This is a genomic window from Pedobacter sp. 05L430, assembly GCF_056397585.1.
The window spans coordinates 1-23,776 of sequence record NZ_JBFTNT010000014.1 but is presented as its reverse complement, the minus strand read 5'-3'; the positions used below and the strand labels follow the sequence as shown (position 1 = coordinate 23,776).

The window sequence follows — 23,776 nt, the reverse complement described above, 5'->3', positions numbered from 1 at the left end:
CATCAGAAATTTTGTAGACGAGACCGGAGATTCTCTTTATAAAACTCACTTACCGGAATTTCTTTATTGCCAATACAGACAAAATCCCTTTTAACGGCGGTTATCTTTTGCACAACTACAAGAAAAGATTTATGGGTTCTTACAAAGGAATTTGCAGGAAGCTTTTCTTCCATTGCCTTCATGGTCATGCGGGTAAGCACCGGCTTATCGCTGGTCGACAAATGAATTTTGATGTAATCTTTTAACCCTTCTATATATTCAATATCTGCTACTACAATTTTAACAAGGGTATACTCTACATTTACAAAGAAGTCCTGAATCTCATTTACATCGTTGTTCTGATTATGCTGCAAACGGAACAATTCATTGGCGCGGTTACATGCTTTTAAAAAACGTTCGAAACTGAAGGGCTTTAACAGATAATCTACTACCTGCTGATTGAACCCCTCCAACGCATATTGTTCATAGGCTGTTACCAGGATCACCATTGGCGGATGCTGCAAGGATTGCAGGAACTGCAGTCCGCTTAGACCGGGCATTTGTATGTCCAGAAAAATGAGGTCCACCTGTTCGGTTTGTAAAACTTCATAGGCTTCGAGTGCATTTTTACAGGTTTTAATTAACTCTAAAAATGGCAGCTGCCGGATGTTATCTTCCAAAAGATCCCGAACCAGTTTTTCGTCATCAATGGCAATACATTTGATCATTTAAGCATTAAAGTTAAGGTAATATGGAACAAATTGTTTTCCGTTTTAATTTTTAAGTTATGCTTGCCTTTATAAAGCAGATCTAATCGGGATTTAACATTGGCCAGTCCGATGCCCGAATTTTCATCTTTACTGGAGTTGGGCTGATCATCAATCTGGTTCTCTACTTCAAATAGCAGCACATCATTTTTTACGGACGTACTTATGCTTATTTTAGGATACCCCTGGTGGGCGACACCATGTTTAAAAGCATTTTCGACAAAAGGGATGAGCAGCATTGGCTCAATGGAATAATCTCCATTTTCTATGCCAGGATCTACGTTGTAGTTGATTTCAACATCGTTACCAAAACGCAATTTCTGTAATTCTATATAGTTATTAAGATAAGAAACCTCTTTGCCCAGCGCTACCTTTTTCCCTTGTGTATCGTACAACATATAGCGCATGAGTTCAGAAAGCATGATCAGAGAAGGTTCCATTTGATCTGATTTCTTTCTGGCCAGCGATACCAGGTTGGTAAGCACATTGAACAGGAAATGTGGACTGATCTGAGAGCGCAGAAACTTTAATTCGGTAGACAGCTGTTCTGCTTCGATCTTTTGCTGTTTCCTGTCGGATATGATCTTATCAACTACCTTACGATAAACAATACTAATTACAAATATTCCGATAGAAGGTGCAAAGACAAATTTATAAGCCGACATGTCGTTTAGGACATCGGGGAACCACCATAAAAGCAGGTGGTATTTTAACTGAAAGGAACTGATTATAAGAATTGCCGATGCAATAATGTATAACCACCACCACCGCCGGTTTAGTAACCGGGGTATGAGGTAAAAGGCATTAAAATAAAATATAAAAAGATGAATAAAACCCGCAAGGGTAAAGAAAGGCCCTGGTATAGGCCCTATTTTATAATCGTGTTCTGCAGAGGAAACAAAATAAGGTAACAAGAGGATCATTCCCCAGACAAATACATGAAGGGCAATACTGATGTGCTGGAATTTAACAGATATTTTCATTAGCCTCTAGTAACAAATTACAAAGCTACTTATTCATACATGTAACGAAATAAAGAGTAGACGAAGCAGGCAATTGTAGCGACAACAGCCTGCTTTTACTATGGCACTAGCTTCTCAAGTGCCAGGCTTTAGGCTTGGCAAAAGCACGCAAACCCTGGTGGGATAAGGTAGCACCTATACCCGAATGTTTTCTGCCACTCCATGGCACGCCCGCACTTACCCTGTCGCAGCAATTCCAATATCCCGTACCGGAATCAATTTGCGAAAGAATGTGTTCTGCCCTATCTATGTTATCAGAATAAACGGAAGCTGTAAGCCCATAGGCCGTATCCTTCATCATCTCCAATGCTTCATCGTCATCCGCTACTTTCATAATTCCAATTATAGGCCCAAAGCTTTCTTCCTGCATCACCTTCATATCATTAGTTACATTGGTGAGAACAGTAGGTTCAAAATAATGCCCGATATGGCCTTTGCGTTTACCCCCCTGCAATAGAGTAGCTCCTTTTTCTATAGCATCTTCTACCTGATGCTTTAGTACATCAATTTGTTCCTTTCTGGTTAAAGCGCCTATATAAACTCCATCTTCTGTTGGTGGGCCCGATTTCCATGATTTTACTTCTTTTACAAAGGCGGCCACATAATCGTCATATACATTTTCATGCACGTAGATACGCTCTACCGCGCAACAGCTTTGTCCGTTGTTATAGAAGGCCCCATCAGCGGTACCCGCAGCTACTGCAACAATATCTTTTACATCATCTGCAACATAGAGCGGATCTTTACCGCCAAGCTCCAGCTGACAAGGAACCATCTTTTTGGCTACTCGTTCGTAAATGTGTTTTCCTGTTTTATAGGAACCGGTAAAGAAATAACCATCGAAATCCATATCTAATAAATGTTCTCCTGTTTCTTTAGCCCCGATAGCGATCTGAAAAACATTTTCAGGTACACCTGCTTTTTTAAGTAGGCGCTCAATTTCCAGTCCTGTTAAAGAAGCATATTCCGAAGGTTTATACATTACTGCATTTCCAGCAAGCAGGGCTGGCACAAATACGTTTACCCCAACCAGATATGGATAGTTCCAGGCCGATATGTTACAGATTACACCAAGCGGATCATAAGAGATCTTTTCTTTCAGTTCATCGGTATCAGTAACCCACTCATCTGAAAGGTATTTCTCTGCATTGCTAATCATCCATTGAATCCTTGTTCTGGCCCCGTTAAGTTCATTGCGCGATTGCTGTAAGGGCTTGCCTACCTCAGAAGTAAGTATTGCCGCAAGTTTTTCTTTTTCTAAATCCAGCAAATCGTAAAACCGATGGATAACGGCAATGCGTCCTTTTAATGATTGCTTTGCCCAGTGTTTTTGAGCAGCTTTAAGCAGGTTATATTTATTATCTAACGATGCCTTGTCGTTTTCTATTAATATGGTAATAATTTCCTCTGTAGCCGGATTTACAACATTCATCTTTTATGATTTTTTACTGCTTCTATAAACTGTTCTTTAACTTTTTGAGAGAGTGGGTTCGATTCCTTTTCTTTCATTCTTTCAGGATGCCATTGTACGCCTAGCATAAAAGCTTTGTCGGTTTTATCTTTAAATTCCAGGGCTTCAATGATACCGTCGTCGGTATCTGAATACGCACTAACCATTAAATTCTCACCAAGGTAATTCGGATTAATTCCCTGATGGTGGGCGCTGTTTACTTCTCCTTTTTCTACACCGGTTACGCTATACAGCAAGCTTTCCTTTTTAACATTTACGCCATGTACTTTGTCCTCAGCACCTTTTTTGTGGATTTGATTCACCTGCTCGCCATTGTCTTCAAATACTTTGCCCCCCTCAAGGATATTAACATATTGCATGCCCCGGCAGATTCCCAGAACAGGTACTTTGTGATCTTGTGAATAGGTATAAATCTGTAGTTCAAACTGATCTCTTTCGGGTAAAAACACATCCGGCTTATGTGGATAATCTTGTACCCCACCATACAATTCAGGAACTACGTCTATTCCCCCGGTTAAAACAAAGCCATCACATAACTGAAAATCGTAAATATTATCCTTTTGAAAAGAAAGCTCTATGAGTTCAATTTCATCTCCCAATTCCTGCGAGGTAAACCAATTCCAATAGTTCTGAAAATTGGTTTCGGTATAGCTTATTCCAATCTTTTTTTTCATTAGAATATCATTAAAGCGCCTTTAAATACAGTTGTTTAAAATCTTCGCGGCTTACCGGTTTAGGATTGTTAGGATGTGCAAAATCGGCAAGGGCGAGGTCTGCTAGTGTTTCTATATGTTCGGGTTTTACACCGATGTCTCTTAAATGATGCGGGATATTTACTTTAGTATTCAGTTCAAAAAGGTATTTTACCACCGCTTCGCCTGTTTCTTCTTTTAATTCAAGCGTCCGGGCTATCCTGCGGAATTTGTCTTCAAAGCCGGCAATATTAAATTCCATTCCGTATGGGATGTTTACCGCATTGGCCAAACCATGATGCGTATCGAGTAAGGAAGAAAGTGGATGTGCGAGAGAATGCACCACACCAAGTCCTTTTTGAAAAGCAATTGCGCCCATCATAGAGGCCATCAGCATTTTACTTCTGCTTTCCAGATCAGGTTTGTTTGTCGCTTTTTCGAGCGCGTCTTTTATTAACGAAATGCCCTCTAGTGCTATACCATCGCACAGCGGTTGCGGATTTTTTGCCAGAAACGCCTCCATATTGTGGGTAAGCGCATCCATACCTGTTGCTGCCGTTATAAATGGAGGTAAATCCATAGTAAGTACCGGATCAGCAAATACAATTTGTGCCATTAACTTTGGAGAGAACAGGATCTTTTTCTGATGTGTTTCATCATCAGCGATAATAGCACTTCTGCCTACTTCGCTTCCGGTTCCCGAGGTGGTTGGAATGGTAATAAAATGTGGGACATCGTTGGTAACGTAAACATCCCCACCAATCAGGTCATCGTATTTAAACAGATCCTCGCGGTGATTTACCCTTAACACAATTGCCCTGGCCACATCCAATGCTGCACCGCCACCAATACCAATAATGCTATCTCTGGAAGTATTATCCCACACATCGCCCCCTTTGTATACATCGCTTTTTACAGGGTTTTTGTGAATGTCGTTAAATACTTCTACTGAAATGTTATGCGCTTGTAAATCGGCTACAATGGCTTTAAAAAATGGCAATGAAGCTATGGTTGGATCGGTAACGATCATTGGCCGTTTTAATCCATTCTTTTGCAAATAAGCGGGCAATTCCTTTATAGCCCCAGCTCCGAAACGAATGGTGGTTGGGAAATTATACTGATATACTTTATCGAATGTCATATGTATGGTTACTATTAATCAAATTATACCTGAGGTTAAATAATTTCAAAGTAGCGTTTAAGCTCCCAATCTGTTACTACTTTGGCGTACTGCTTCCATTCCCACTCTCTTGTTAACGTAAAATGCTCAACAAACTGATCGCCAAACAGCTCTTTTGCTACTGTTGATTGTTTCATTTTTTGGGTAGCTTCATAAAGGTTGGCCGGCAATACTCCGTTTGAAAGATCCCGGTAACCATTTCCTTCGGTAGCCTCCTTTTCCAGTTTCATTTTGTTTTTAACTCCATATAAACCCGCAGCAAGGCAGGCAGCCAAAGCCAGATATGGATTAGTATCGGAACCTACTACCCTTGTTTCCAGACGCGTTGCTTTTGCGTTGCAAGGCAATGCCCTTAAGGCAACCGTTCTGTTGTCGATACCCCAGGTTAGGGTAGTTGGGGCCCAGGCCCCTTCAACCAATCGTTTATAACTGTTAATGGTCGGAGCAATCATTGGCAATATTTGCGGCAAACAATGCAATTGCCCAGCTATATAGCTTTTCATCAGTTCACTCATTTTGTGCGGATCCTTTTCGTCGTAAAACAGGTTATGTTTCGAATCCTTATCCCACAAACTCTGATGAACATGTCCGCTGCAACCAGGAAGATGTTCAGTAATCTTTGCCATAAAGGTAGCCATAACCCCGTGCTTATAGGCAATTTCCTTGACCGCAGTTTTAAACAATACCGCCTGATCTGCCGCCTGCAAAACAGGCGCATATTTAATGGCTGCTTCGTAAACCCCTGGCCCGGTTTCTGTATGTAAGCCCTCTATAGGTATTCCGAATTTGCAAAGCAGATCAAAAAGATCTGTCATGTATTCATTTTTTAAGGTACTCCGTAAAATGGAGTAACCAAACATTCCAGGAGTTAAGGGTGTAAGGTTTTGATAGCCTTTTTGGTGTGCTGTTTCTGGTGTTTCTGCAAAATTGAACCATTCGAATTCTTGTGAAAAATAGGGTGAAAAGCCACTTTGTTCAGTATCTGCCAACACCTTACGCAGTAACTGCCGCGGACAGGTATATCCTGGTATTTCATCATCATCTACGAAGTCGCCCAGGAAAAAAGGAATATCATTTTCCCAGGGTATTTTACGGAATGTACTTAGGTCAAGCTTTACCAGTGCATCGGGATAGCCGGTATGCCAGCCTGTAAATTTCACATTATCGTAAGCTACATCACCCATATCCCACCCAAAAGTAACATCACAAAATCCTAATCTTCCTTCTGCTAAAGAAGTGAACTTTTCGGCAGAGATATACTTGCCTCTTAAAACGCCATCAATATCGGCAACGGCGAGTTTTACTTTTCCTGACGGATGCTGCTTTACATATGCTAATATTTCTTGTGTTGTCATGCATGAGATGGTTTAAAGATTCTGTACAGCAAAAAGGTTACTATCAATATGGAGAAATAAATAAGTCCGAGTTTAAAATTGAAAATGAACATTGCAATAATAGATACAGTTGCAATGACGAGCGAGATAACCGGAAATGCCGGATAAAATGGAGCCCGAAAAGGTCTTGGCAGATCAGGTTCCCGCTTCCTCAGGATAACAATGGAAATCATGGAAATGATATATAATGTAAGTGCTCCAAAAACAGAGACAATGATGATCTCTGATGTTTTACCGGAAAGCAATGCCAGAATACCGATTACCATGTTTCCTATAAGCGCATTTGCCGGGGTATGGAATCTTGGAGATATTTTGCCGAGAAATGAGGGGATGTTATGTACCCTGCCCATTTCATAGGTTGATCTTCCGGCAGCAAGTATAAGTCCATGAAAAGAAGCTACCAGTCCGAATAAACCAACAGTAATTAGCAGGTGGTACATGAGGTGATTACTGCCTGTTATTTTTGCAAGGGCCAAAGGAAGCGGAGAATCTGATGTTTCTCCGCTTATTCCATTTTTATAAACTATTGCTTCCCATCCGGCGATGCCGGTAGCTGCAATAAAGATTAATACGCACAGTATAGCCAGTGTAAAGATGGCCCAGCCAAATCCTTTGCTGATGTCTTTTTGCGGGTTCTTGGTTTCTTCGGCCACATTAGCGATTCCCTCGATTCCCAAAAAGAACCAGATGGCAAATGGAATGGCTGCAAAAACGCCTCCCCATCCATTGGGCATTGCATTGTGGGTAAGGTTTGCTACCTCGAACTTTGGCAAAGCGATACCTGAAAACAAAAGCAATTCTCCTACGGCAAGAACAGTAATGATCACCTCAAAAGAGGCCGCAGCTTTTACACCATATACATTGAGCCCGGTAAACACGAAGTAAATGGCTATGGCACTGGTTAGTATGGGCACTTGCGGAAAAAATGCATTGAAATATGCACCAATTGCAAATGCAATGGCTGGCGGAGCAAGTATAAACTCTACAATCTGGGCAATACCGGCTATAAAGCCGATATTTTTGCCCATCGCTTTGTTTGCATAGTCAAATACCCCACCCGCCTTGGGGATAGCGCAGGCAAGTTCCGCATAGCTGAATGTAAAGGTTACATACATTACCATGATCACTATAGTGGCTATAGCCATCCCCCCTGTGCCGCCTTTTTCGAGACCCAGGTTCCATCCAAAATACATACCCGAAATGACATACCCTACTCCAAGCCCCCAGAGCATAAACGGGGTGAGTGTTTTTTTTAAACCTTTGTTTTCTGTCATTTGATGATTTCGGTTACATGATTATAAATATAAGATAATTACTACTTTAACAACCACATTTGCTGATTTGTATTATCATTACCTCCGTATTGAGATTGAACAGCTGCATCAAGGTTGTCTGAATTATAACTCAACTCATTAGATGGATATAACCAGCGTAACGGAAAGTTTGTAGATGGTGTATTTAAATTTGTTGTACTGTTTAAAGTAAATACAGGATATCCGGTTCTCCGGTTTTCGAACCAGGATTGATATTTACCTCCCTGTAAGAAATTGGCCAGATATTTTTGCGTGATGATCTGCTTAATCTGCTCCTCAGTTGACCCTGCAAGGGCAACTCCTGGCTTAGCCGGGAAGGCAAGTATATAAGCTGCGTCCATTTTCATGTTGTGGTGATAATCGGCCAGATCAGGTGTATTTATTGCAACTGCGTTCATAGAATTTGTAATACCATCAGCGTAATAAACCTGTGCTGTTGTTCCTGTAATCCATCCGCGTACAGCAGCCTCTGCAAGCGCAAATTGCATATCCCAGCAACTAAATACACTAACCGGCTCAGCATTTACCAGTTGCACATAACGATTATTAAGGTCGGCATAATCTTTACCTACTCTTCTTGTTTGCAAGGCTGAAAAGGCATCAGAAGGTTCTACACCCGGATAAGCGTTATAATCAGACTGCGACACCCCTGCAGTAATTTTAACCGGCGAAGGCTTAGCATAGTAAAACAACCTCCTGTCGTCGGTAGCTTTTAAAGGCGCTAGCAAAGTGTTTGTGAGCATGGTATAGTTCGATTTCACAAATGAGTTACCAGAACCAGCCGGCACATCAGACCATGGGTAATTCTGACCAGCAGTATTGTTATAAGCAAGTGCAAAATTATCTCTGTAATCGCGCATCAGCGGACGGTTTGCAACAATATCTTTGAAACGGTCAATAACCTTAAGATCTGCATCTGCTGTTTTTTTATAAAGATTAATTAGCACATGCAGCTCAAAACTATTGGTAAGCCTTCTCCACTTGTCGACGTTACCGGCATAGATAGGGTCACCTTCAAAGTTTGCACCTGTTGCAAACAACTGGTTTGCCTGATCAAGCTCATTCAGAATTCCCATAAAAACTGCTTTTTGAGTATCATATTTAGGCTGCAGCACATTAGTTTCTCCTTTTACGGCTTCTGCATAGGGGATATCTCCTACCTGCATTGTAGCCATAAAGAATTGCCATGCACGGATAAAATGTCCTAATCCCTGATATGATTTTTTAAGTGCATCGCTTGTAGCATAGTTTTCCATTGATGGAATATTCCGCAATAATGTAATGCGATCAAAATCGGTACGTCCGAGTCTGTTGTATTGAAAGCCTTCTTGACCCTCTCCCCAGGTTAGGTATTTGCCCAATAAAAAGGGCTGCATAAATCCTTTTGTAGAGCTGATGTCGCCACGGGTTACGTTCAGAATCATACCTGTTGCCAGCATGGCCGAATTTACCTGGGTTGTTTCATTTGGATTGGTATTGATGTCTTCAAACTTTTTACAACCGTTTGTTAGCGTTGCCAGTAAAGGCAAAATCAACATATATTTTATAATTCTTTTCATCTTGATTTAAGTTATTTATAAACGTAAAAGCTGCCTTACTAGAATCCTACTTTAAGATTGAAACCAATCATTCGTGATGAAGGAGAGTTCAGGTTTTCAGTATCTATATCCGGATCTGAAAATTTAAAGTCGGTTAACAGCAGTAAATTCTGACCTGTAACTGAAAATGATGCGCTCCGGGCACCGATTTTATTAGCCAGCTTTGCAGGGAAATTATACCCGAGTGAAACTTCACGAAGTTTGATGAAGGTTTCTTTTTGAATACCCATATCACCCCCTCTAAAAGATTGTGCAAAATCCTGATAACCTACTTGTACGTCGTTTGCTGCGTATTGTCTGGTATCGCTGGTAATGTTTCCATATTTGTCAAACTGCACTTCTCCAGACACTACTTTAACACCTTTACCTACATAGTTATTCAAACCGTTTACTACCTGGTCATAGCGATACTGGTTATCGGTTTCTGGGTTAGTACCGGTATCCCACATTTTATCGTATAGGTAGTTGTACATTAACCCTCCAATACGTCCGTCTATATTTACACCCAGATTCCAGTTTTTGTAGCGGAAATTATTAATAAAACCAATGCTAAAATCGGGATCTCCATAACCATATTTTTTATCATAATCGCTTTCAACAGGAAAGCCGTTGTTAAAAATTACGTTTCCACTTGGATCCCTCAACCAATATGAGCTGAGATAAGTATCTAACCTTTGACCTTTTTTAACCCATGGATTATCAGCTGACAAAACAGGATCAAGGTTAACATAATAGCGGTGCTGATTAGACCAGTTAACGGTAGTTTTCCACTCAAAGTCTTCATTTTTTACCACAGAACCGTCAACAGAAATTTCAAGACCTCTTCTGGCATATGTTTCTGCAGTGTTTACCAATATGGTAGCAAAACCAGATGACCCTGGAATATCAGTATTTACCTGTCTGTTGTAATAGTACTTATCATAATATGCAACATCGAAATGTAGTCGTTTACCCAGTAAGTAGCCTGCTGCACCAACTTCCCAGGTGCGCTGTGTACTTGGCAGTAAATGCTCTCCGATCAGCTTTGATGGATAACTGGCAGAATTAAGTGTATTCCATGCTGAGGTAGTAGTGGAGAAAGTTTTATTAATTGCAAAAGGATCAAATGCGTTTTTAAAGAGTGTCCATGATCCACGTAGTTTAAACATATCAATCACAGTCGGCATTTTTACCAGCTCAGATACTACCACACTTGAGCCCAAAGATGGATAAAAGAAAGATCGCGATGATTCTGGCTGAGCTGAATTCCAGTCGTTCCTGCCCGTAGCATCAAAGAACACTGCATCGTTCCAGCTTACAGATGCCCGGCCGTAAAGACTGTTAATTTGCTGAGACCAATTTCTTCCAGGGGTAATTGTTACCGGCTCAACTGAACCTTTCAGAGAAAAATACCTAGGAGAAATTAATCCATTTTTAGTGGTAGCGGTAAAGCCATCATCTTTAAAATAATAAAGTGTACCACCGGCTAACCCCTCAAATGCCCATTTGCTAACTTTCTTATTAAAAGTAAGGATCAAATCGTTATTGGTAGAGAAACCTCTTGAATCACTTGTTTCATACATTCCTCTTGCATTCCATCCGCCACGTGTAGAGAAAATATTAGCTGTAGGGTTTTGTTTGGTATTTGTATTATTATAGTTATCATAACCTGAACGCAGCATCAGGTTAAAATCATTGTTGAACTTATAATTGGCAGTGACATTTGCATTTACTTTATTTTTGACCTCACCGTTAAGCTTTTCGTAAGCAATTAAGTATGGGTTATCATACCAATTGGTATACATCCAGTTCTGTGTTTTGTTAGGAACTACCCAGTAGTCTTTATAATCACGGATATCGTACTCTGTACCCGTCCACATGATAAGCTGGTATAAATACCCCTGATTTCCATATCCGCTACCCCACATTTGAGGCGTAGAACCACGACTAACACCAAAACGTCCCTCTACCCTAAAATGATCATTAACTATGATCTCACCACCAGAAGTAAGGTTCAGGAGATTAAGTTTCTGATTTGGAAACTGGCCTTTCTGGAAAATATGGTTTACCCCAATCCTGAAACTTCCATTCTCATTACTCTGTGCCAAAGAAATGTTATTACTGGCTATAATACCGGTATTCATAAAATTCTTCAGGTTATCCTTTCCTACCGATACTAAGGGGCGTCCATCTTCAAATTGTTTGGTTTCCGGGTTCCAATCTCTGGCTGTATTTCCTGCATCCAGTTTTGGACCCCAAACATAATCGTTATCAATTTCACCATTTTGACCACGACCGTATGAACTTTGTACTTTCGGAATTGCCAGATAACCCAATTGAAACATAGTATTACTATTTACATCAATTGAGAACCCCTTGGCTGCTGCTCCTTTTTTAGTAGTGATCATCAAAACACCACCTTTAGCACGTGAGCCATATAAAGCAGAAGCAGTCGATCCCTTTAACACATCCATACTTTCGATGTCATCGGTAGGCACATCACGTAAAGTCATGTTTGCATAAGGGACCCCATCAATAATTAACAATGCATCTTCACCTCTCAACTCTACTGTAGGTCTTGCATTAAATTCCGTAGAATTCTTAATTACCAAACCTGAAACCCGACCGGTTAAGGAAGTACCCAAGTCCACTCCTTTTACAGTTTGCAGTTCTTTTCCCCCAACTCTTTGCACAGCATAACCTAAAGCCTTTTCCTGTCTTTTAACCCCAAGGGCCGTTACAATCACTTCAGAAAGGCCCTGTAATTCGGCTTCAAGTACAATATTTATACTGGTAACACCTGCCTTTACCAATACCTCTTTGGGTTGATAGCCCAGATATTTTACCACCAATACATCTCCTTCTTTCGCATCTATCGAAAATTCACCGGAGATATTTGCAGAAGTTCCTTTTGAAGTTCCTTTAATCATAACAGTTGCTCCTGATAGCGGATTGCCTTCTGTATCTGAAATTTTCCCCTTAATGTTTATTTGCGCCTCGGCAGTAACAATAACCGATGCTGTTGAAATGGAATTTCTCTTAATTACAATGGTTTTGTTTATGATTTTATATGAAAACGGCCTGTTTTTAAATATCTGGTCCAGCGCTGTTTCCACACTTACATTCTTCAGCTCGATGCTGATTCGGCCTTCCTGTTTTATGAGTTTATTGTTATAAAAGAAGGTATAGCCACTTTGCTCTTTTATACTTTCGAACACATTATTTAGCGTAGTGTTTCTTTCGGAAAGTGTAATACTTTGCGAAAATCCCGTTGCGGAGACTTGAAGGCAACCTATGAAGATTAATAGTACAATTAGTTTCATTGCCAATAAATTCCTGGATGAGAATAACCACCTGAAAACAGATGCTTTCCTACATTGATTTAAATTCATACTTTTGAATGTTTGGTTAATTCATTAATTATTTAACAAGGTATTTTTTGAGATCGACCGGAACTTTGTTCCATTTCTAACTTAAGAAGTGGATCTATCCGGATCCTGTTGCAACCAGGGTCCGGTATTTTCTTCTCAGTTATACGGGTTAGGTATTTATTTTTCCATACAATACTGGTTTTAAGTTGTTTATTTAGTTACAATTAGTTTTTTTCCTTCAATTTTAAAGTGGACACCTCCAAATTCTAATATCTTAAGCACTTCTGATAATTTTACGTTGCGCGGGATATCGCCCATAAACTCATCATCAGTATGGTTTATCTCATATAATACATCTACATCATACCATCGCGATAGCTGACGCAACACAGATTGCAGGTCATCACCCTCGAAATGAAAATACCCCTTTTGCCATGCCATTACCTGATCAATATTGGCTTTACTGATTTTCAGGCTCATATCCTGATGTTCAACATTGGCCTGCTCTCCGGGTCTCAGGAAACGTGAAACTTTTTTATTCCTCCCGTTCAGTAATGATACTTTTACTGAACCCTCAAGCAAGGTTGTTTTGATGCTTGTTTCATCATCATAAGAATTAATATTAAAATGGGTTCCAAAAACTTCAACTTCCTGTTTATCTGTTATCACAATAAAAGGAAGCTTCTTATTCTTAAATACTTCGAAATAAGCTTCTCCGGTTAGTTCTACCCTTCGATAGGTCGCATTAGCAAAACTTGTTGGAAATTTTACGGAGGAGGCAGCATTTAGCCAAACTCTTGTACCATCAGGCAAATTCACTTGATATTGACCGCCCCTGGGTGTACTGATGGTATTATATGCCATCTCTTTTTTCCTGGATTCTATAACAGTATATACCAATTGCCCACTGGCATTTTTTGTTATTGCTACTCCAGCTTGTTTAGCAATCTGGCCGTTACCTGCATCTGTTAGCGAAATTTCAGTACCATCAGCTAAAGTAAGTATAGCCTTATTTCCACCGGGTTCCGCATCTTGTTTTGTGTAAACAGCGCGCAGATTAGCATTATTAAGATTGTGATTAACATAAGAATATAAGCCTATAGATAACGTAACCAATACAACAACCGCAGCAGTTAGTTTGAGCCACAACGGCTTTATTTTAATTTGCTTGTGGTGGTCCTCGTCAGCCTCAGAAATTCCACCTTCCTCATCCATCGCTCCCAAAAGATGTTCATCCAGTTTCCCATCTTTGGTTAACTGTACAAACAATTCCAACTCATCATCAGAGAGTTGTTTATTAATATATCGACTAACAAGTATTCTGTAAAATTCTTTATCTTCCATAGTGAGGGCCTTTCAAATACTAAGACAATATTTGAAGCGCCGAGGGTAGCTGGAAAAATTATTTTTTTGAACTTATTTTAACAGGATAACCAAAAGTACTCCTAAAGAGATACCCAGGTCCCTTTCAACAGAAGTCCTGAGAATTTTCATAGAAGCTACCATATGATTCTTTACGGCATTTCGGGAAATACCCAATGCCGTTGCTACCTCCTCGTAACTTTTGCCCTGCTCTCTGCATAGTTTAAAAACTTCTCTGCTTCGGGGAGATAATACCGCTAATGCTTTTTGAAGGTAGTCGTAATATTCTTTATTCAAAAGCTCGTCTTCAGTGGAGTTCCTTTCTTCAACAAAACTATTGACTATCTCTGACATAGCAACTTCAGAACGGAAGGCTTTTTTAAGGCTATTTAAGGTATGATTCCTGGCAACGATATGTAAATAGGCCTTTAGCGATTGGATATCTGCTAATTTTGATCTGCATTGCCAGATCTTTATAAATATTTCTTGTGTAAGATCTTCTGAAAGATCAGCAGAGTGAACAAACTTTTTAACAAAACCTAAAATTCCGGCACTGTACCTCTCATAGAATTCCGCAAAGGCGTACTCATCCCCAGAGACTAATTTGGCCCTGAGGTCTTGATCAGAAAGCATAGAATATGTGGTCATGGTTTGGCTTACGATACTAATTTACTAAAAATAAATTAATGTTACACAAATGTTACGGAATTAAAAAACCTTCATATTTTACTAGAAATAGATTTTTTGTCTGCTAAAACCATCAGGTAACGTCCTGAGAAGTAATTATTTAAAATTTATTTTCAAATAAAGAAACTTTTTGACAATATCATACGTTATAGTAGTGGTTTGTTTGGTTTAGGTTGATCTGTGGTGGATCAACCATCTTAAAACAGGGATAGCTTTATTGCTCATCCCTGTTCCTATTTTAAGACATACCATAATATTTTCTCTTTTTTTGCATTTACTGAACAGTGTTTATTATATTTGCATCAGTTAGCATTTTAGTATGTCAATAAAAGATAGAAAAGAAAGAGATAAGCTGGACAGGAGAAAGTTGATTATTGAATCGGCTACCAAACTCTTTTTGGAACAGGGTTATGAAAAAACTTCTATCCGCAACATTGCCGACGATATAGAATACAGTCCGGCAACAATCTATCTTTATTTCAAAGAGAAAGATGAAATCTTTTACGTAATCCACGAACAGGGATTCGATCTGTTAAACAAAGAATTTATAAACCATAACCAGATAACTGATCCATTTGAAAGGCTGGCTGAGCTAGGAAAAATATACCTGAATTTTGCGCTGACAAATCCGGACTATTATGATCTTATGTTCATCATGAGGGCCCCTTTAAGTGAAATTAAATGCCATAGCAAGTGGGAAGCCGGAGAGAATAGCTTCCAATACCTGCTTAATACGGTTACAGAATGCCTGGATAAAAAGCTTATTGTTGATGGTGACCCCATTATCGTTTCAATGTCTATATGGTCCTATGTTCATGGCCTTATTTCCTTATTTATAAGAGAGCGGCTGCAGTCGGTAAATATTGAAGGTGAACAAAATCCTAATCTTTTAGCCCAATCATTAGACTATTTTCTAAAAACACTTAAAGTGTAAAAAAAATTTACCTTAACATAAACAGTGTTTAGTAAATAACCAACGATTATTATTTTTCAAAAACAATGTAACAAATCAAAAAATATCAATTCTAATAAACAGTGTTCATTTTATAAACAACGATACGTCATGAATAGAAAAACAGCCTTAAAATCGTTAATACTATTAATCCTGGGGTGCTGGCTTCCCTTTAGTGTCTTCTCTCAAAGTCCTCTTCAGGGTTATATAGACGAGGCCCTCAAAAATAATCTTGGGATACAAAAACAAGATTTCGCTTTACAGCGAAGTCTTTACGCCCTAAAAGAAGCAAAGGGACTATTCCTTCCAGATGTAGAACTAAACACCTCCTACCTGACATCAGGAGGTGGACGCAAAATTGAAATCCCAATTGGCGACCTCCTAAATCCTGTGTACAGCACCTTAAACAGCTTAACAGGTTCGGGTAAATTCCCTCAGGTAGATAATGTGAGTCAGACTTTCAATCCGAACAATTATTACGATGCCAAAGTACATACCACCTTGCCTCTGTATAATGCGGAAATTATTTACAACAGCCGCATCAAAAAAGAACAGATCACTATGCAGCAGATAGAACTAAGGCTGTATAAACGCGAGCTGATAAAGCAGGTTAAACTTGCGTATTATGGATACGAACAATCGCTGCAGGCCATAAAAATTTTTGAAAACGGGATTGCATTGGCAAAAGAAAACCTGCGGATAAATCAATCAATGGTTAAAAATGGAAAAGCGATAAGAACAGTGGTGGCCCGTTCAGAAAATGAGCTTACAGGGCTTGAAACTCAACTTGAAAATGCCAGAACTGAGTCTCTGAACGCTGCCGCGTATTTCAATTTTCTACTCAATAAGCCGCTCAACAGTACCATTGAAATTAGTGAAAACGAGAATACGATTGTTGGATCAGATTCATCTTCTCATTCCGGAAAAAGAGAAGAACTTACCGCGCTGGAATCTTTAAATCAAATAAATACCCTCTCTGTAAAATTAACCAGGGTAGCAGTACTTCCAAAGCTATCCACATTTGTTGATGTAGGTGCTCAGGGTGATTTTTTAAAAGTAAACAAAGATGCGCCCTATTATCTTTTCGGAGTAACACTATCATGGCAAATATTTAATGGCAACAGAAATAAAAACAAAACTCAGCAGGCGCTTTTAGATTTAAAGTCCACCGAAACACAAACAGAACAGGCCTCGCAGCAACTGGAACTTGAGGTTATTACAGCTCAAAACAAACTGAACGCAGCGCTACAGGCTTTTAAAGCCTCAGTTAGCCAGTCGTCGTTATCTCTTCAATATTATAAAGACGAGCAACGTCTTTATAAAGAGGGTCAGGCGCTTTACCTGGAGTTATTGGATGCACAGACAAGACTGATAAATGATCAGCTAAAACAAAGTATTGCCTATCTGAATATGCTAACCAGAACAACCGAACTGGAAAGAGCAAAAGCAAGCTATATTCTTTAATCACCTTTAATTTAAAACAAAATGAAACATATAAATACACTCCCGATCTTCATATTTCTTGGCATTGCCGTAATTGGTTGCAGTGAACCAAAACCGGCACAAAAAACCGATAACTCAATTCCGGTAAAGGTAATTTCCTCAAATGCCCTTAATGAAAATGAACCGGTGGAAACTTCTGGTTTACTATCGTCAGAACAACAGAGTAATCTTTCTTTTAAAACCAGTGGAATCATAAACCGCATCCTTGTTAAGGAAGGTGATCATGTAAGCAATGGGCAAGTACTTGCCTCGCTAAACATGACAGAGGTAAATGCTCAGCTTAACCAGGCCGAAGAGGGATTTAATAAAGCAAAGCGGGATGCCCAAAGGACTGCCAATTTATTTAAGGACAGTGTTAGTACCAGGGAGCAATTGGAAAATACGCAAACGGCTTTGGCAATTGCCAAAAAAAGTTTGGACATAGCGCGGTTCAACGCTGTTCAATCGACCATAAGGGCAAATACAACTGGCGTTGTTCTTAAAAAACTCGCAAATGAAGGAGAACAGGTAGCCGGAGGAACCCCCATACTTTACATAGGTGGCGTTTCAAATAAAGATTGGATAGTTAAATGTGGTATTACCGATAAAGACAGATCAAGAATTAACGGAAAGGAGAAAGTTGAGTTAAACTTTGATGTCTTTCCTCAAACATTAACAGGAGTAGTAAAGTCCCTTGCCCAGGGCAGTGATGAAAGTTCCGGTTTATATCAGGCCGAAATAAGGCTCAATCCTACCGATGCCAAATTGATCTCAGGACTCTTTGCCAAAGTAAAGATCTATCCTTTTGGCAAAACAGACCTTTTGTCTGTTCCGGTAGATGCTTTAGTGGAAGGCAAAAACGACAGTGCTTACGTATTTACTTCTGTGAACAACAGAGCTGTAAAGAAAGCGGTGAAGGTTGCCTACTTAAAAGGCGACAAGGCATTTATCTCCTCTGGTTTATTAGCCACTGATCAGATAATAAGAGAAGGATCAGCCTATCTTACTAATGGTTCTTCAATTAAAATAATCAGATAGCCTAAATTATTTCAAAATGAAATTACCTGAATTTGCAGTAAAAAATTATCAGTTCACACTGATTGTTTTCGTGGCGGTGCTAGCTCTGGGAATATATTCCTTGTTCACCATGCCAAGAAGTGAAGATCCTGAAACCCATCCTCCGCAATTTACGGTAGTTGTAGTATATCCGGGAACTAATCCTAAGGATATGGAGCAACTGGTTGTTGACCCAATGGAAAAAAAGATCCACGAACTTGACGATATAAAACACATAACCACAGATATAAGCGATGGTCTTGCAGTTATGCAAATAATATATAAATATAGCTCTAACCCCGATGATAAGTATCAGGAGGTGGTGAGAGAAATTAACAGCTTAAGAAGTGAGCTACCTTCTGATATAGCAGATATACGGATCAACAAACAGATTCCATCGGATGTTAGTGTGTATCAGTTTGCTTTAGTGAGTGAAAACACCTCCAATGCCACGCTTAAAAAATATTCAAAAGAGCTAAAGGAACGACTCGAAAAAATACAGGCATTAAAAAGAGTTACCTACGCCGGCGTTCCTGAACATCAGGTAAATGTAAGGCTTAACATTCAAAAAATAGCTCAGGAAAAACTTACCCAGAATAATGTTATTGCTGCATTACAAAGTGAGAATGTTAACATTCCAGGTGGTAACATCAGTATGGGAAACAGAAAGCTTAATATTAAAACCAGCGGTAATTTTTCGAGCATAGATGAGGTTAAGAATACGGTAATCTTTAGTGCCCAGGGAAAAGTAGTTTACCTGAAAGACATAGCCGATGTTTCATTAGGCTATGAAGATGAAACACATATTACCCGCTTGAACGGCTACAGAAGCAGTTTTATAAATGCCAGCTTAAAAGATGGAGAGAACATTATATCTGTGCAGGAAAAAGTTGTCCCCTTATTAGCAGCATTTAAAAAGGATTTACCACCGGGTATTGACCTTGTAAAGGTTTTTGATCAGGCTAAAAGCGTAGATGTAAGGCTTTCGCATTTTACCAGAGATTTTGGTATCGCAATTTTATTGGTGTTGGTTACCTTACTGCCTCTGGGTACAAGGGCATCGGTTGTTGTGATGATCTCGATCCCGTTATCTCTTGCCATCGGGCTTACCCTGATGAATGCATTGGGTTATAACATCAATCAGCTAAGCATTGTAGGTATGATTGTAGCGCTGGGTATTCTGGTTGATGATAGTATTGTAGTGGTTGAAAATATTGAACGGTATCTGCGTATGGGCTACAGCAGAATAGAGGCTTCTATAAAGGCTACTTCTCAAATCGGCATTGCCGTTGTTGGCTGTACCATACTGCTTATATTTGCCTTTTTACCAATCGTTTTCTTACCCGAAGGAGCCGGGGATTTTATTAGAAGTTTACCGCTTTCTGTAATCACTACAATTTTTGCTTCTATGTTGGTATCGCTAACAGTAGTCCCTTTTTTAGCAAGCATCATTTTGAAACCGCACATGAGTGAGGAGGGAAATTTTCTGCTCAGGGCAATGAAAAAAGGAATTCATACAACTTATGGAGCGGTACTTAACAAAGCGCTGAAGAGACCATTAGTTACACTTATCATTATCGGAGGGATCTTTATTGCCTCACTTGGATTAGTTCCGGTTATAGGAAGCAGCCTGTTTCCAAAATCTGAGAAACCTATGTTTCTGGTGGATATAGAAACCCCGGAGGGAACCAATATAAATACCACAAATAAAGTAACAAGGTATGTGGAATCTGTATTGAAAAAAGTACCTGAAATAAGTTCATTTTCCAGTAATGTTGGTAAAGGAAATCCAAGAATCTATTACAATGTGATCCCACATAATGAAAGCGAAAATTATGCACAGATCTTTGTCCAGGTAGAGGGACTGGAAACCCGCGAAAAAGTTGCGGTAATTGAAAGGGTAAGAAAAGAGCTGAATGGTTACCCTGGTGCAAACATTAAGGTTAAAGATTTTGAACAGGGACCACCAGTTGATGCCCCCCTTGCCTACCGCATTTATGCCGATGATCTTAACGGCCTGCGCAAAACAGCATTCGATATTGCCTCGCTGATCAGTAAAGTAGATGGCACTATTTACGTAAACAATCCTTTACTGGTAAAACCTACAGACCTTAAGGTTACAATAAATAAAGAAAAGGCGGCTTTGCTGGGTGTTGCTTCTGCGGATATTGACCGTACAGTTCGATTGGGATCTGCCGGACTGAATGTAGCAACGTACAGGGAAGACTCGGGAAAAGCAGACAATTATAATGTGAATGTTTCTATTCCAAGAAATAACGATATTCAGGATATCAGTATGTTCGACAGGCTATATGTTCCGTCTTCCTCTGGGGTAAATATCCCTCTGAAAAACGTGGCATCTAGTGGTTTCGAGAGTTCGCCAAACCAGATCAGACATTATGATAAAGACAGATATGTAACCATTTCTGCATTTGTAAAACCAGGCTATAACGTGCAGCGCCTGGATGAGGAGATCACTGAAAAACTGAACAAATTTAAATTCCCTGAAGGCTTCTCTTTTAAAGTTGCAGGCGAGAAAGAGAGTAAAGAAGAAAGCTTTGGTAATCTTGGTCTTATCCTTATTGTTACTGTTTTTGGTTTTCTGGGGGTGTTGATACTTGAGTTCAAAACCTTTAAAAGTATACTGATTGTATTGTCGGTTATTCCACTTGGAATAGTTGGAGGATTGATCATGCTGTTCTTTGCAGGTGAAACGCTTTCCTTTACAGCCACAATAGGTTTTATTGCATTAGTAGGTATAGAAGTGAAAAACTCTCTGTTGGTTGTAGATTTTACAAATCAATTAAGGGCGCAGGGAAAAAGCATTGAGGAAGCGATTATTGAAGCCGGGGAAATTAGATTTGTACCCATACTTTTGACCTCGTTAACAGCCATTGGCGGATTGCTACCACTTGTAATTGAATATAGTGAATTGTATTCTCCACTTGCTTTGGTGCTTATTGGTGGTTTAATTAGCTCGACATTATTATCAAGACTAGTAACACCGGTGATGTATAAACTTTTACCACCAAAAATTGCAGTTGACCAAACAATATAAGAAACAGTAAACCCTTAAAAAAATACCCATTAATGGGTATTTTTTTAAGGGTTTTATAGGGTTTAATTTGTGGCGGATAATCTTCACAAATTAACTTTATTATGAAATTAAAATCTTTATTAACAGCCTCACTGTTTTTAATTGCACCTTTTGCAATTAAAGCTCAAACCGTCCAAATCTCAGCTTCAGAAGCTGATGCAAAAATTGTTGTAGACGGACAAATTTTAGGTACAGGTAATGCAAAGATCAAAGTCCCAAAAAACTCTTGCGTAAATGTAAAAGTTCAGAAAGCCGGGTTCTTAAGGTATGAGCAAACTTTCTGCAATAAGAAGGGAATGGCCGAGCCACCAAAGAAGCAGTTTTTTGACATGAAGAAGGATGATGCCGAGGAAGCTTCAATAAAAACGGACCAGGCCAACATCGATTTCTCTATTGAAATCAATAAAAAACAAGATGTGGCAGAGGTGTGGAAACGCGCAAATCAAATTGTGACTGATTACTTTGATGCAATTGAAGTTGCCGACAAAGAAACATCTTATTTAAGAACTTCATGGAGCATTCAAAGTTTCCAGCAAAACACTATCAGAACGCGTTTAATTATTAAGCTATCTAAAAGCGAACCGCTTACTTATAAGGTTAAACTTGTAAGTGAATTTTCTGGTGCTCCTTTAACAAGCGTAAAAGCCGATGAACAGTTTCATGATTGGGATCGGGTATTGAGAAAATACCAAAATGTTATTTCTGACTTCACCACACGTTTAGGAAACCAGTAGTTTAATACGCTCGGTAACGCTATCGTTTGCCTCGTCATCTCCTTTGGTTAATCAAAGGAGATGACGATTACCTTTTTATTACTCGGTTGCTTCAACTTTTTTAGTCAGATAATAAACTGGTATCCCTATCAGCATAATTAACACACCCCATCCGCAAGTGTCTGTCTTGTAGATTAAAAGTGCAACACTAAGTGCTGATGCTACTATGATGTATAACATTGGCAGAACCGGATAACCAAAAGCCCGGTATGGACGCTCTGCATCAGGCATTTTTCTTCTTAAAATGAATATCCCATAGATAGTAAGGATATAGAATATCAAAACAATAATCACTACAAAATCCAGAAGAGCACCATATCTACCCGTTAAACACAACGCAGAAGCCCATGCTCCTTGTACCCATAAAGCCCAGCCCGGTACATCTGCTTTATTTAAAGTGGCCGCCTTTTTAAAGAACAACCCATCCTTTGCCATTGTGTAGTATACCCTGGCCCCCGCCATAATCAAACCATTATTACAGGCAAACGTAGAGATCATAATCATTACAGCAATAATTATGGTACCCGCTTGTCCAAAAATATACTGTGCCGCAACTACTGCTACCCTATCAGATTTTGCAGTGGTAATCTGGTCGAGAGGCAATACTGCAACATACATCAGATTAGCAAGAATATAAATTATGCTTACAATTAGCGTTCCCAGGAACAAGCTTAGACCAACATTGCGCTGAGGATTTTTAATCTCTCCGGCAATGAAGGTAACCCCTGCCCATGCATCACTTGAAAACAATGAACCAACCATTGCTGCCGAAATTCCCGATAGTAATAAGCTTCCACTAATAGGCGCCCAGGTCATTGTTTCTAAACTAAAAGAACGTGTTTCCCAGGCATTGGCCCAGTTTGCATCCCAGACCTCAGCTTTCGCTGCAAGGGTAAATCCGAAAATGATTAAACCAAAAAGTGATAGGATTTTTATAATCGTTAAAACAGTTTGCAGAATTTTACTATCCTTAACACCACGGCTATTTACAAAGGTCAGAAAAACGATGGTGACAATAGAAACCAACTGAGCCGCGCTGATTGCGTAATGCTCCGGAATACCTTTGTCGCTAACTCCTGTTTGAATTTGCCATAGGATATTATTTTCACTAAAAGGTTCATAAAGGTAGGCGGCAAACTTAGAAAACGCGACCCCTACGGCCGCAATAGTCCCTGTTTGTATTACGGCAAACAGACTCCAGCCATATAAAAATGCAATCAGTTTATTATAAGCCTCTTTTAAATAAACGTATTGTCCTCCTGCTTTTGGGAACATTGCGCTCAACTCACCGTAACTAACTGCGGCAATAATGGTAATTATTGCGGTAACCACCCAAATGAGAATAAGCCAACCGGCAGAACCGACTTGTCGGGCTATATCAGCACTTACAATGAATATCCCCGACCCAATCATTGAGCCGACTACGAGCATGGTACCATCTAACAGTCCTAGTTCTCTTTTAAAAGAACCGTCTTGATTTTCTTTATCCATATGGTTTGTTTGGTTGGTTTTAGCATAAATCCAATACAAGAGCTTTATAAGTTATGTATCAACTGCCCTGCTAATATATTAAAAATACAGAACGTTCGTACATTCTTCAC

At 39.5% G+C, this 23,776-nt stretch carries 17 protein-coding genes; 5 read left to right on the top strand and 12 right to left on the bottom strand.

Annotated elements, in window-relative coordinates:
- Positions 1-2: 2 nt before the first annotated feature.
- The 11 genes from AC1DG9_RS05310 to AC1DG9_RS05260 all read right to left on the bottom strand — a co-directional run bounded on the left by AC1DG9_RS05310 (position 3) and on the right by AC1DG9_RS05260 (position 14,776).
- A complete protein-coding gene (locus tag AC1DG9_RS05310) occupies positions 3-707 on the bottom strand; it encodes a LytR/AlgR family response regulator transcription factor (RefSeq protein WP_172661159.1) in 705 nt (234 codons plus the stop codon).
- Positions 704-1,729 (bottom strand): sensor histidine kinase, encoded by a 1,026-nt coding sequence (locus AC1DG9_RS05305; RefSeq protein ID WP_172661160.1) that lies wholly within the window; start codon positions 1,727-1,729, stop codon positions 704-706. The genes AC1DG9_RS05310 and AC1DG9_RS05305 overlap by 4 nt, the downstream gene beginning before the upstream one ends.
- 106 nt (positions 1,730-1,835) lie before the next feature.
- Positions 1,836-3,200, bottom strand: a complete 1,365-nt coding sequence (locus AC1DG9_RS05300) for an aldehyde dehydrogenase family protein (protein WP_172661161.1) — start codon at positions 3,198-3,200, stop codon at positions 1,836-1,838.
- Positions 3,197-3,913 carry a gamma-glutamyl-gamma-aminobutyrate hydrolase family protein gene (locus AC1DG9_RS05295; protein ID WP_288883964.1) on the bottom strand — a complete coding sequence of 239 codons (717 nt, stop codon included), beginning with the start codon at positions 3,911-3,913 and terminating at the stop codon, positions 3,197-3,199. Before AC1DG9_RS05295 ends, AC1DG9_RS05300 begins: the two co-directional genes overlap by 4 nt.
- Positions 3,914-3,923: 10 nt before the next feature.
- Positions 3,924-5,072 carry an iron-containing alcohol dehydrogenase gene (locus AC1DG9_RS05290; protein WP_172661163.1) on the bottom strand — a complete coding sequence of 383 codons (1,149 nt, stop codon included), beginning with the start codon at positions 5,070-5,072 and terminating at the stop codon, positions 3,924-3,926.
- Positions 5,073-5,107: 35 nt separating this feature from the next.
- Positions 5,108-6,466, bottom strand: coding sequence for a glutamine synthetase family protein (locus tag AC1DG9_RS05285; protein ID WP_337717366.1), 1,359 nt, complete (start codon positions 6,464-6,466; stop codon positions 5,108-5,110).
- Positions 6,463-7,779 (bottom strand): ethanolamine permease, encoded by a 1,317-nt coding sequence (gene eat, locus AC1DG9_RS05280; protein WP_172661165.1) that lies wholly within the window; start codon positions 7,777-7,779, stop codon positions 6,463-6,465. The genes AC1DG9_RS05285 and eat overlap by 4 nt, the downstream gene beginning before the upstream one ends.
- A gap of 41 nt (positions 7,780-7,820) precedes the next feature.
- Complete coding sequence (locus tag AC1DG9_RS05275; protein ID WP_337717364.1) at positions 7,821-9,377, bottom strand: SusD/RagB family nutrient-binding outer membrane lipoprotein; 1,557 nt, start codon at positions 9,375-9,377, stop codon at positions 7,821-7,823.
- Between the two features lie 38 nt (positions 9,378-9,415).
- Positions 9,416-12,787, bottom strand: coding sequence for a SusC/RagA family TonB-linked outer membrane protein (locus tag AC1DG9_RS05270; RefSeq protein ID WP_288883570.1), 3,372 nt, complete (start codon positions 12,785-12,787; stop codon positions 9,416-9,418).
- 189 nt (positions 12,788-12,976) lie between these two features.
- Complete coding sequence (locus tag AC1DG9_RS05265) at positions 12,977-14,110, bottom strand: FecR family protein (protein ID WP_288883571.1); 1,134 nt, start codon at positions 14,108-14,110, stop codon at positions 12,977-12,979.
- Between the two features lie 72 nt (positions 14,111-14,182).
- Positions 14,183-14,776 carry an RNA polymerase sigma factor gene (locus AC1DG9_RS05260; RefSeq protein ID WP_172661169.1) on the bottom strand — a complete coding sequence of 198 codons (594 nt, stop codon included), beginning with the start codon at positions 14,774-14,776 and terminating at the stop codon, positions 14,183-14,185.
- 358 nt (positions 14,777-15,134) lie between these two features.
- Here AC1DG9_RS05260 and AC1DG9_RS05255 point away from each other — a divergent pair, with 358 nt between their 5' ends.
- The 5 genes from AC1DG9_RS05255 to AC1DG9_RS05235 all read left to right on the top strand — a co-directional run bounded on the left by AC1DG9_RS05255 (position 15,135) and on the right by AC1DG9_RS05235 (position 22,136).
- Positions 15,135-15,749: a TetR/AcrR family transcriptional regulator gene (locus AC1DG9_RS05255; protein WP_288883574.1), complete on the top strand. Its 615-nt coding sequence runs from the start codon at positions 15,135-15,137 to the stop codon at positions 15,747-15,749.
- A 129-nt stretch (positions 15,750-15,878) separates the two neighbouring features.
- On the top strand, positions 15,879-17,231 hold the full coding sequence (locus AC1DG9_RS05250; RefSeq protein ID WP_172661171.1) for a TolC family protein: 1,353 nt from the start codon (positions 15,879-15,881) through the stop codon (positions 17,229-17,231).
- 21 nt (positions 17,232-17,252) lie between these two features.
- Entirely contained in the window at positions 17,253-18,287 is a 1,035-nt protein-coding gene (locus AC1DG9_RS05245; RefSeq protein ID WP_216854390.1) for an efflux RND transporter periplasmic adaptor subunit, read from the top strand.
- Between the two features lie 16 nt (positions 18,288-18,303).
- Positions 18,304-21,363, top strand: coding sequence for an efflux RND transporter permease subunit (locus AC1DG9_RS05240; RefSeq protein ID WP_477612073.1), 3,060 nt, complete (start codon positions 18,304-18,306; stop codon positions 21,361-21,363).
- Between the two features lie 101 nt (positions 21,364-21,464).
- On the top strand, positions 21,465-22,136 hold the full coding sequence (locus tag AC1DG9_RS05235; RefSeq protein WP_048907218.1) for a hypothetical protein: 672 nt from the start codon (positions 21,465-21,467) through the stop codon (positions 22,134-22,136).
- A gap of 78 nt (positions 22,137-22,214) precedes the next feature.
- On the opposite strand, the gene AC1DG9_RS05230 is transcribed toward AC1DG9_RS05235, so the two are convergent.
- Entirely contained in the window at positions 22,215-23,666 is a 1,452-nt protein-coding gene (locus tag AC1DG9_RS05230; RefSeq protein WP_172661174.1) for an APC family permease, read from the bottom strand.
- Between the last annotated feature and the right edge of the window lie 110 nt (positions 23,667-23,776).

What these genes read in the sequence shown, in the direction of transcription:
- AC1DG9_RS05310 (WP_172661159.1), bottom strand. Translation starts at nt 707, where the DNA reads ATGATCAAATGTATTGCCATTGATGACGAAAAACTGGTTCGGGATCTT.
- AC1DG9_RS05305 (WP_172661160.1), bottom strand. Translation starts at nt 1,729, where the DNA reads ATGAAAATATCTGTTAAATTCCAGCACATCAGTATTGCCCTTCATGTA.
- AC1DG9_RS05300 (WP_172661161.1), bottom strand. Translation starts at nt 3,200, where the DNA reads ATGAATGTTGTAAATCCGGCTACAGAGGAAATTATTACCATATTAATA.
- AC1DG9_RS05295 (WP_288883964.1), bottom strand. Translation starts at nt 3,913, where the DNA reads ATGAAAAAAAAGATTGGAATAAGCTATACCGAAACCAATTTTCAGAAC.
- AC1DG9_RS05290 (WP_172661163.1), bottom strand. Translation starts at nt 5,072, where the DNA reads ATGACATTCGATAAAGTATATCAGTATAATTTCCCAACCACCATTCGT.
- AC1DG9_RS05285 (WP_337717366.1), bottom strand. Translation starts at nt 6,466, where the DNA reads ATGACAACACAAGAAATATTAGCATATGTAAAGCAGCATCCGTCAGGA.
- eat (WP_172661165.1), bottom strand. Translation starts at nt 7,779, where the DNA reads ATGACAGAAAACAAAGGTTTAAAAAAAACACTCACCCCGTTTATGCTC.
- AC1DG9_RS05275 (WP_337717364.1), bottom strand. Translation starts at nt 9,377, where the DNA reads ATGAAAAGAATTATAAAATATATGTTGATTTTGCCTTTACTGGCAACG.
- AC1DG9_RS05270 (WP_288883570.1), bottom strand. Translation starts at nt 12,787, where the DNA reads ATGAATTTAAATCAATGTAGGAAAGCATCTGTTTTCAGGTGGTTATTC.
- AC1DG9_RS05265 (WP_288883571.1), bottom strand. Translation starts at nt 14,110, where the DNA reads ATGGAAGATAAAGAATTTTACAGAATACTTGTTAGTCGATATATTAAT.
- AC1DG9_RS05260 (WP_172661169.1), bottom strand. Translation starts at nt 14,776, where the DNA reads ATGACCACATATTCTATGCTTTCTGATCAAGACCTCAGGGCCAAATTA.
- AC1DG9_RS05255 (WP_288883574.1), top strand. Translation starts at nt 15,135, where the DNA reads ATGTCAATAAAAGATAGAAAAGAAAGAGATAAGCTGGACAGGAGAAAG.
- AC1DG9_RS05250 (WP_172661171.1), top strand. Translation starts at nt 15,879, where the DNA reads ATGAATAGAAAAACAGCCTTAAAATCGTTAATACTATTAATCCTGGGG.
- AC1DG9_RS05245 (WP_216854390.1), top strand. Translation starts at nt 17,253, where the DNA reads ATGAAACATATAAATACACTCCCGATCTTCATATTTCTTGGCATTGCC.
- AC1DG9_RS05240 (WP_477612073.1), top strand. Translation starts at nt 18,304, where the DNA reads ATGAAATTACCTGAATTTGCAGTAAAAAATTATCAGTTCACACTGATT.
- AC1DG9_RS05235 (WP_048907218.1), top strand. Translation starts at nt 21,465, where the DNA reads ATGAAATTAAAATCTTTATTAACAGCCTCACTGTTTTTAATTGCACCT.
- AC1DG9_RS05230 (WP_172661174.1), bottom strand. Translation starts at nt 23,666, where the DNA reads ATGGATAAAGAAAATCAAGACGGTTCTTTTAAAAGAGAACTAGGACTG.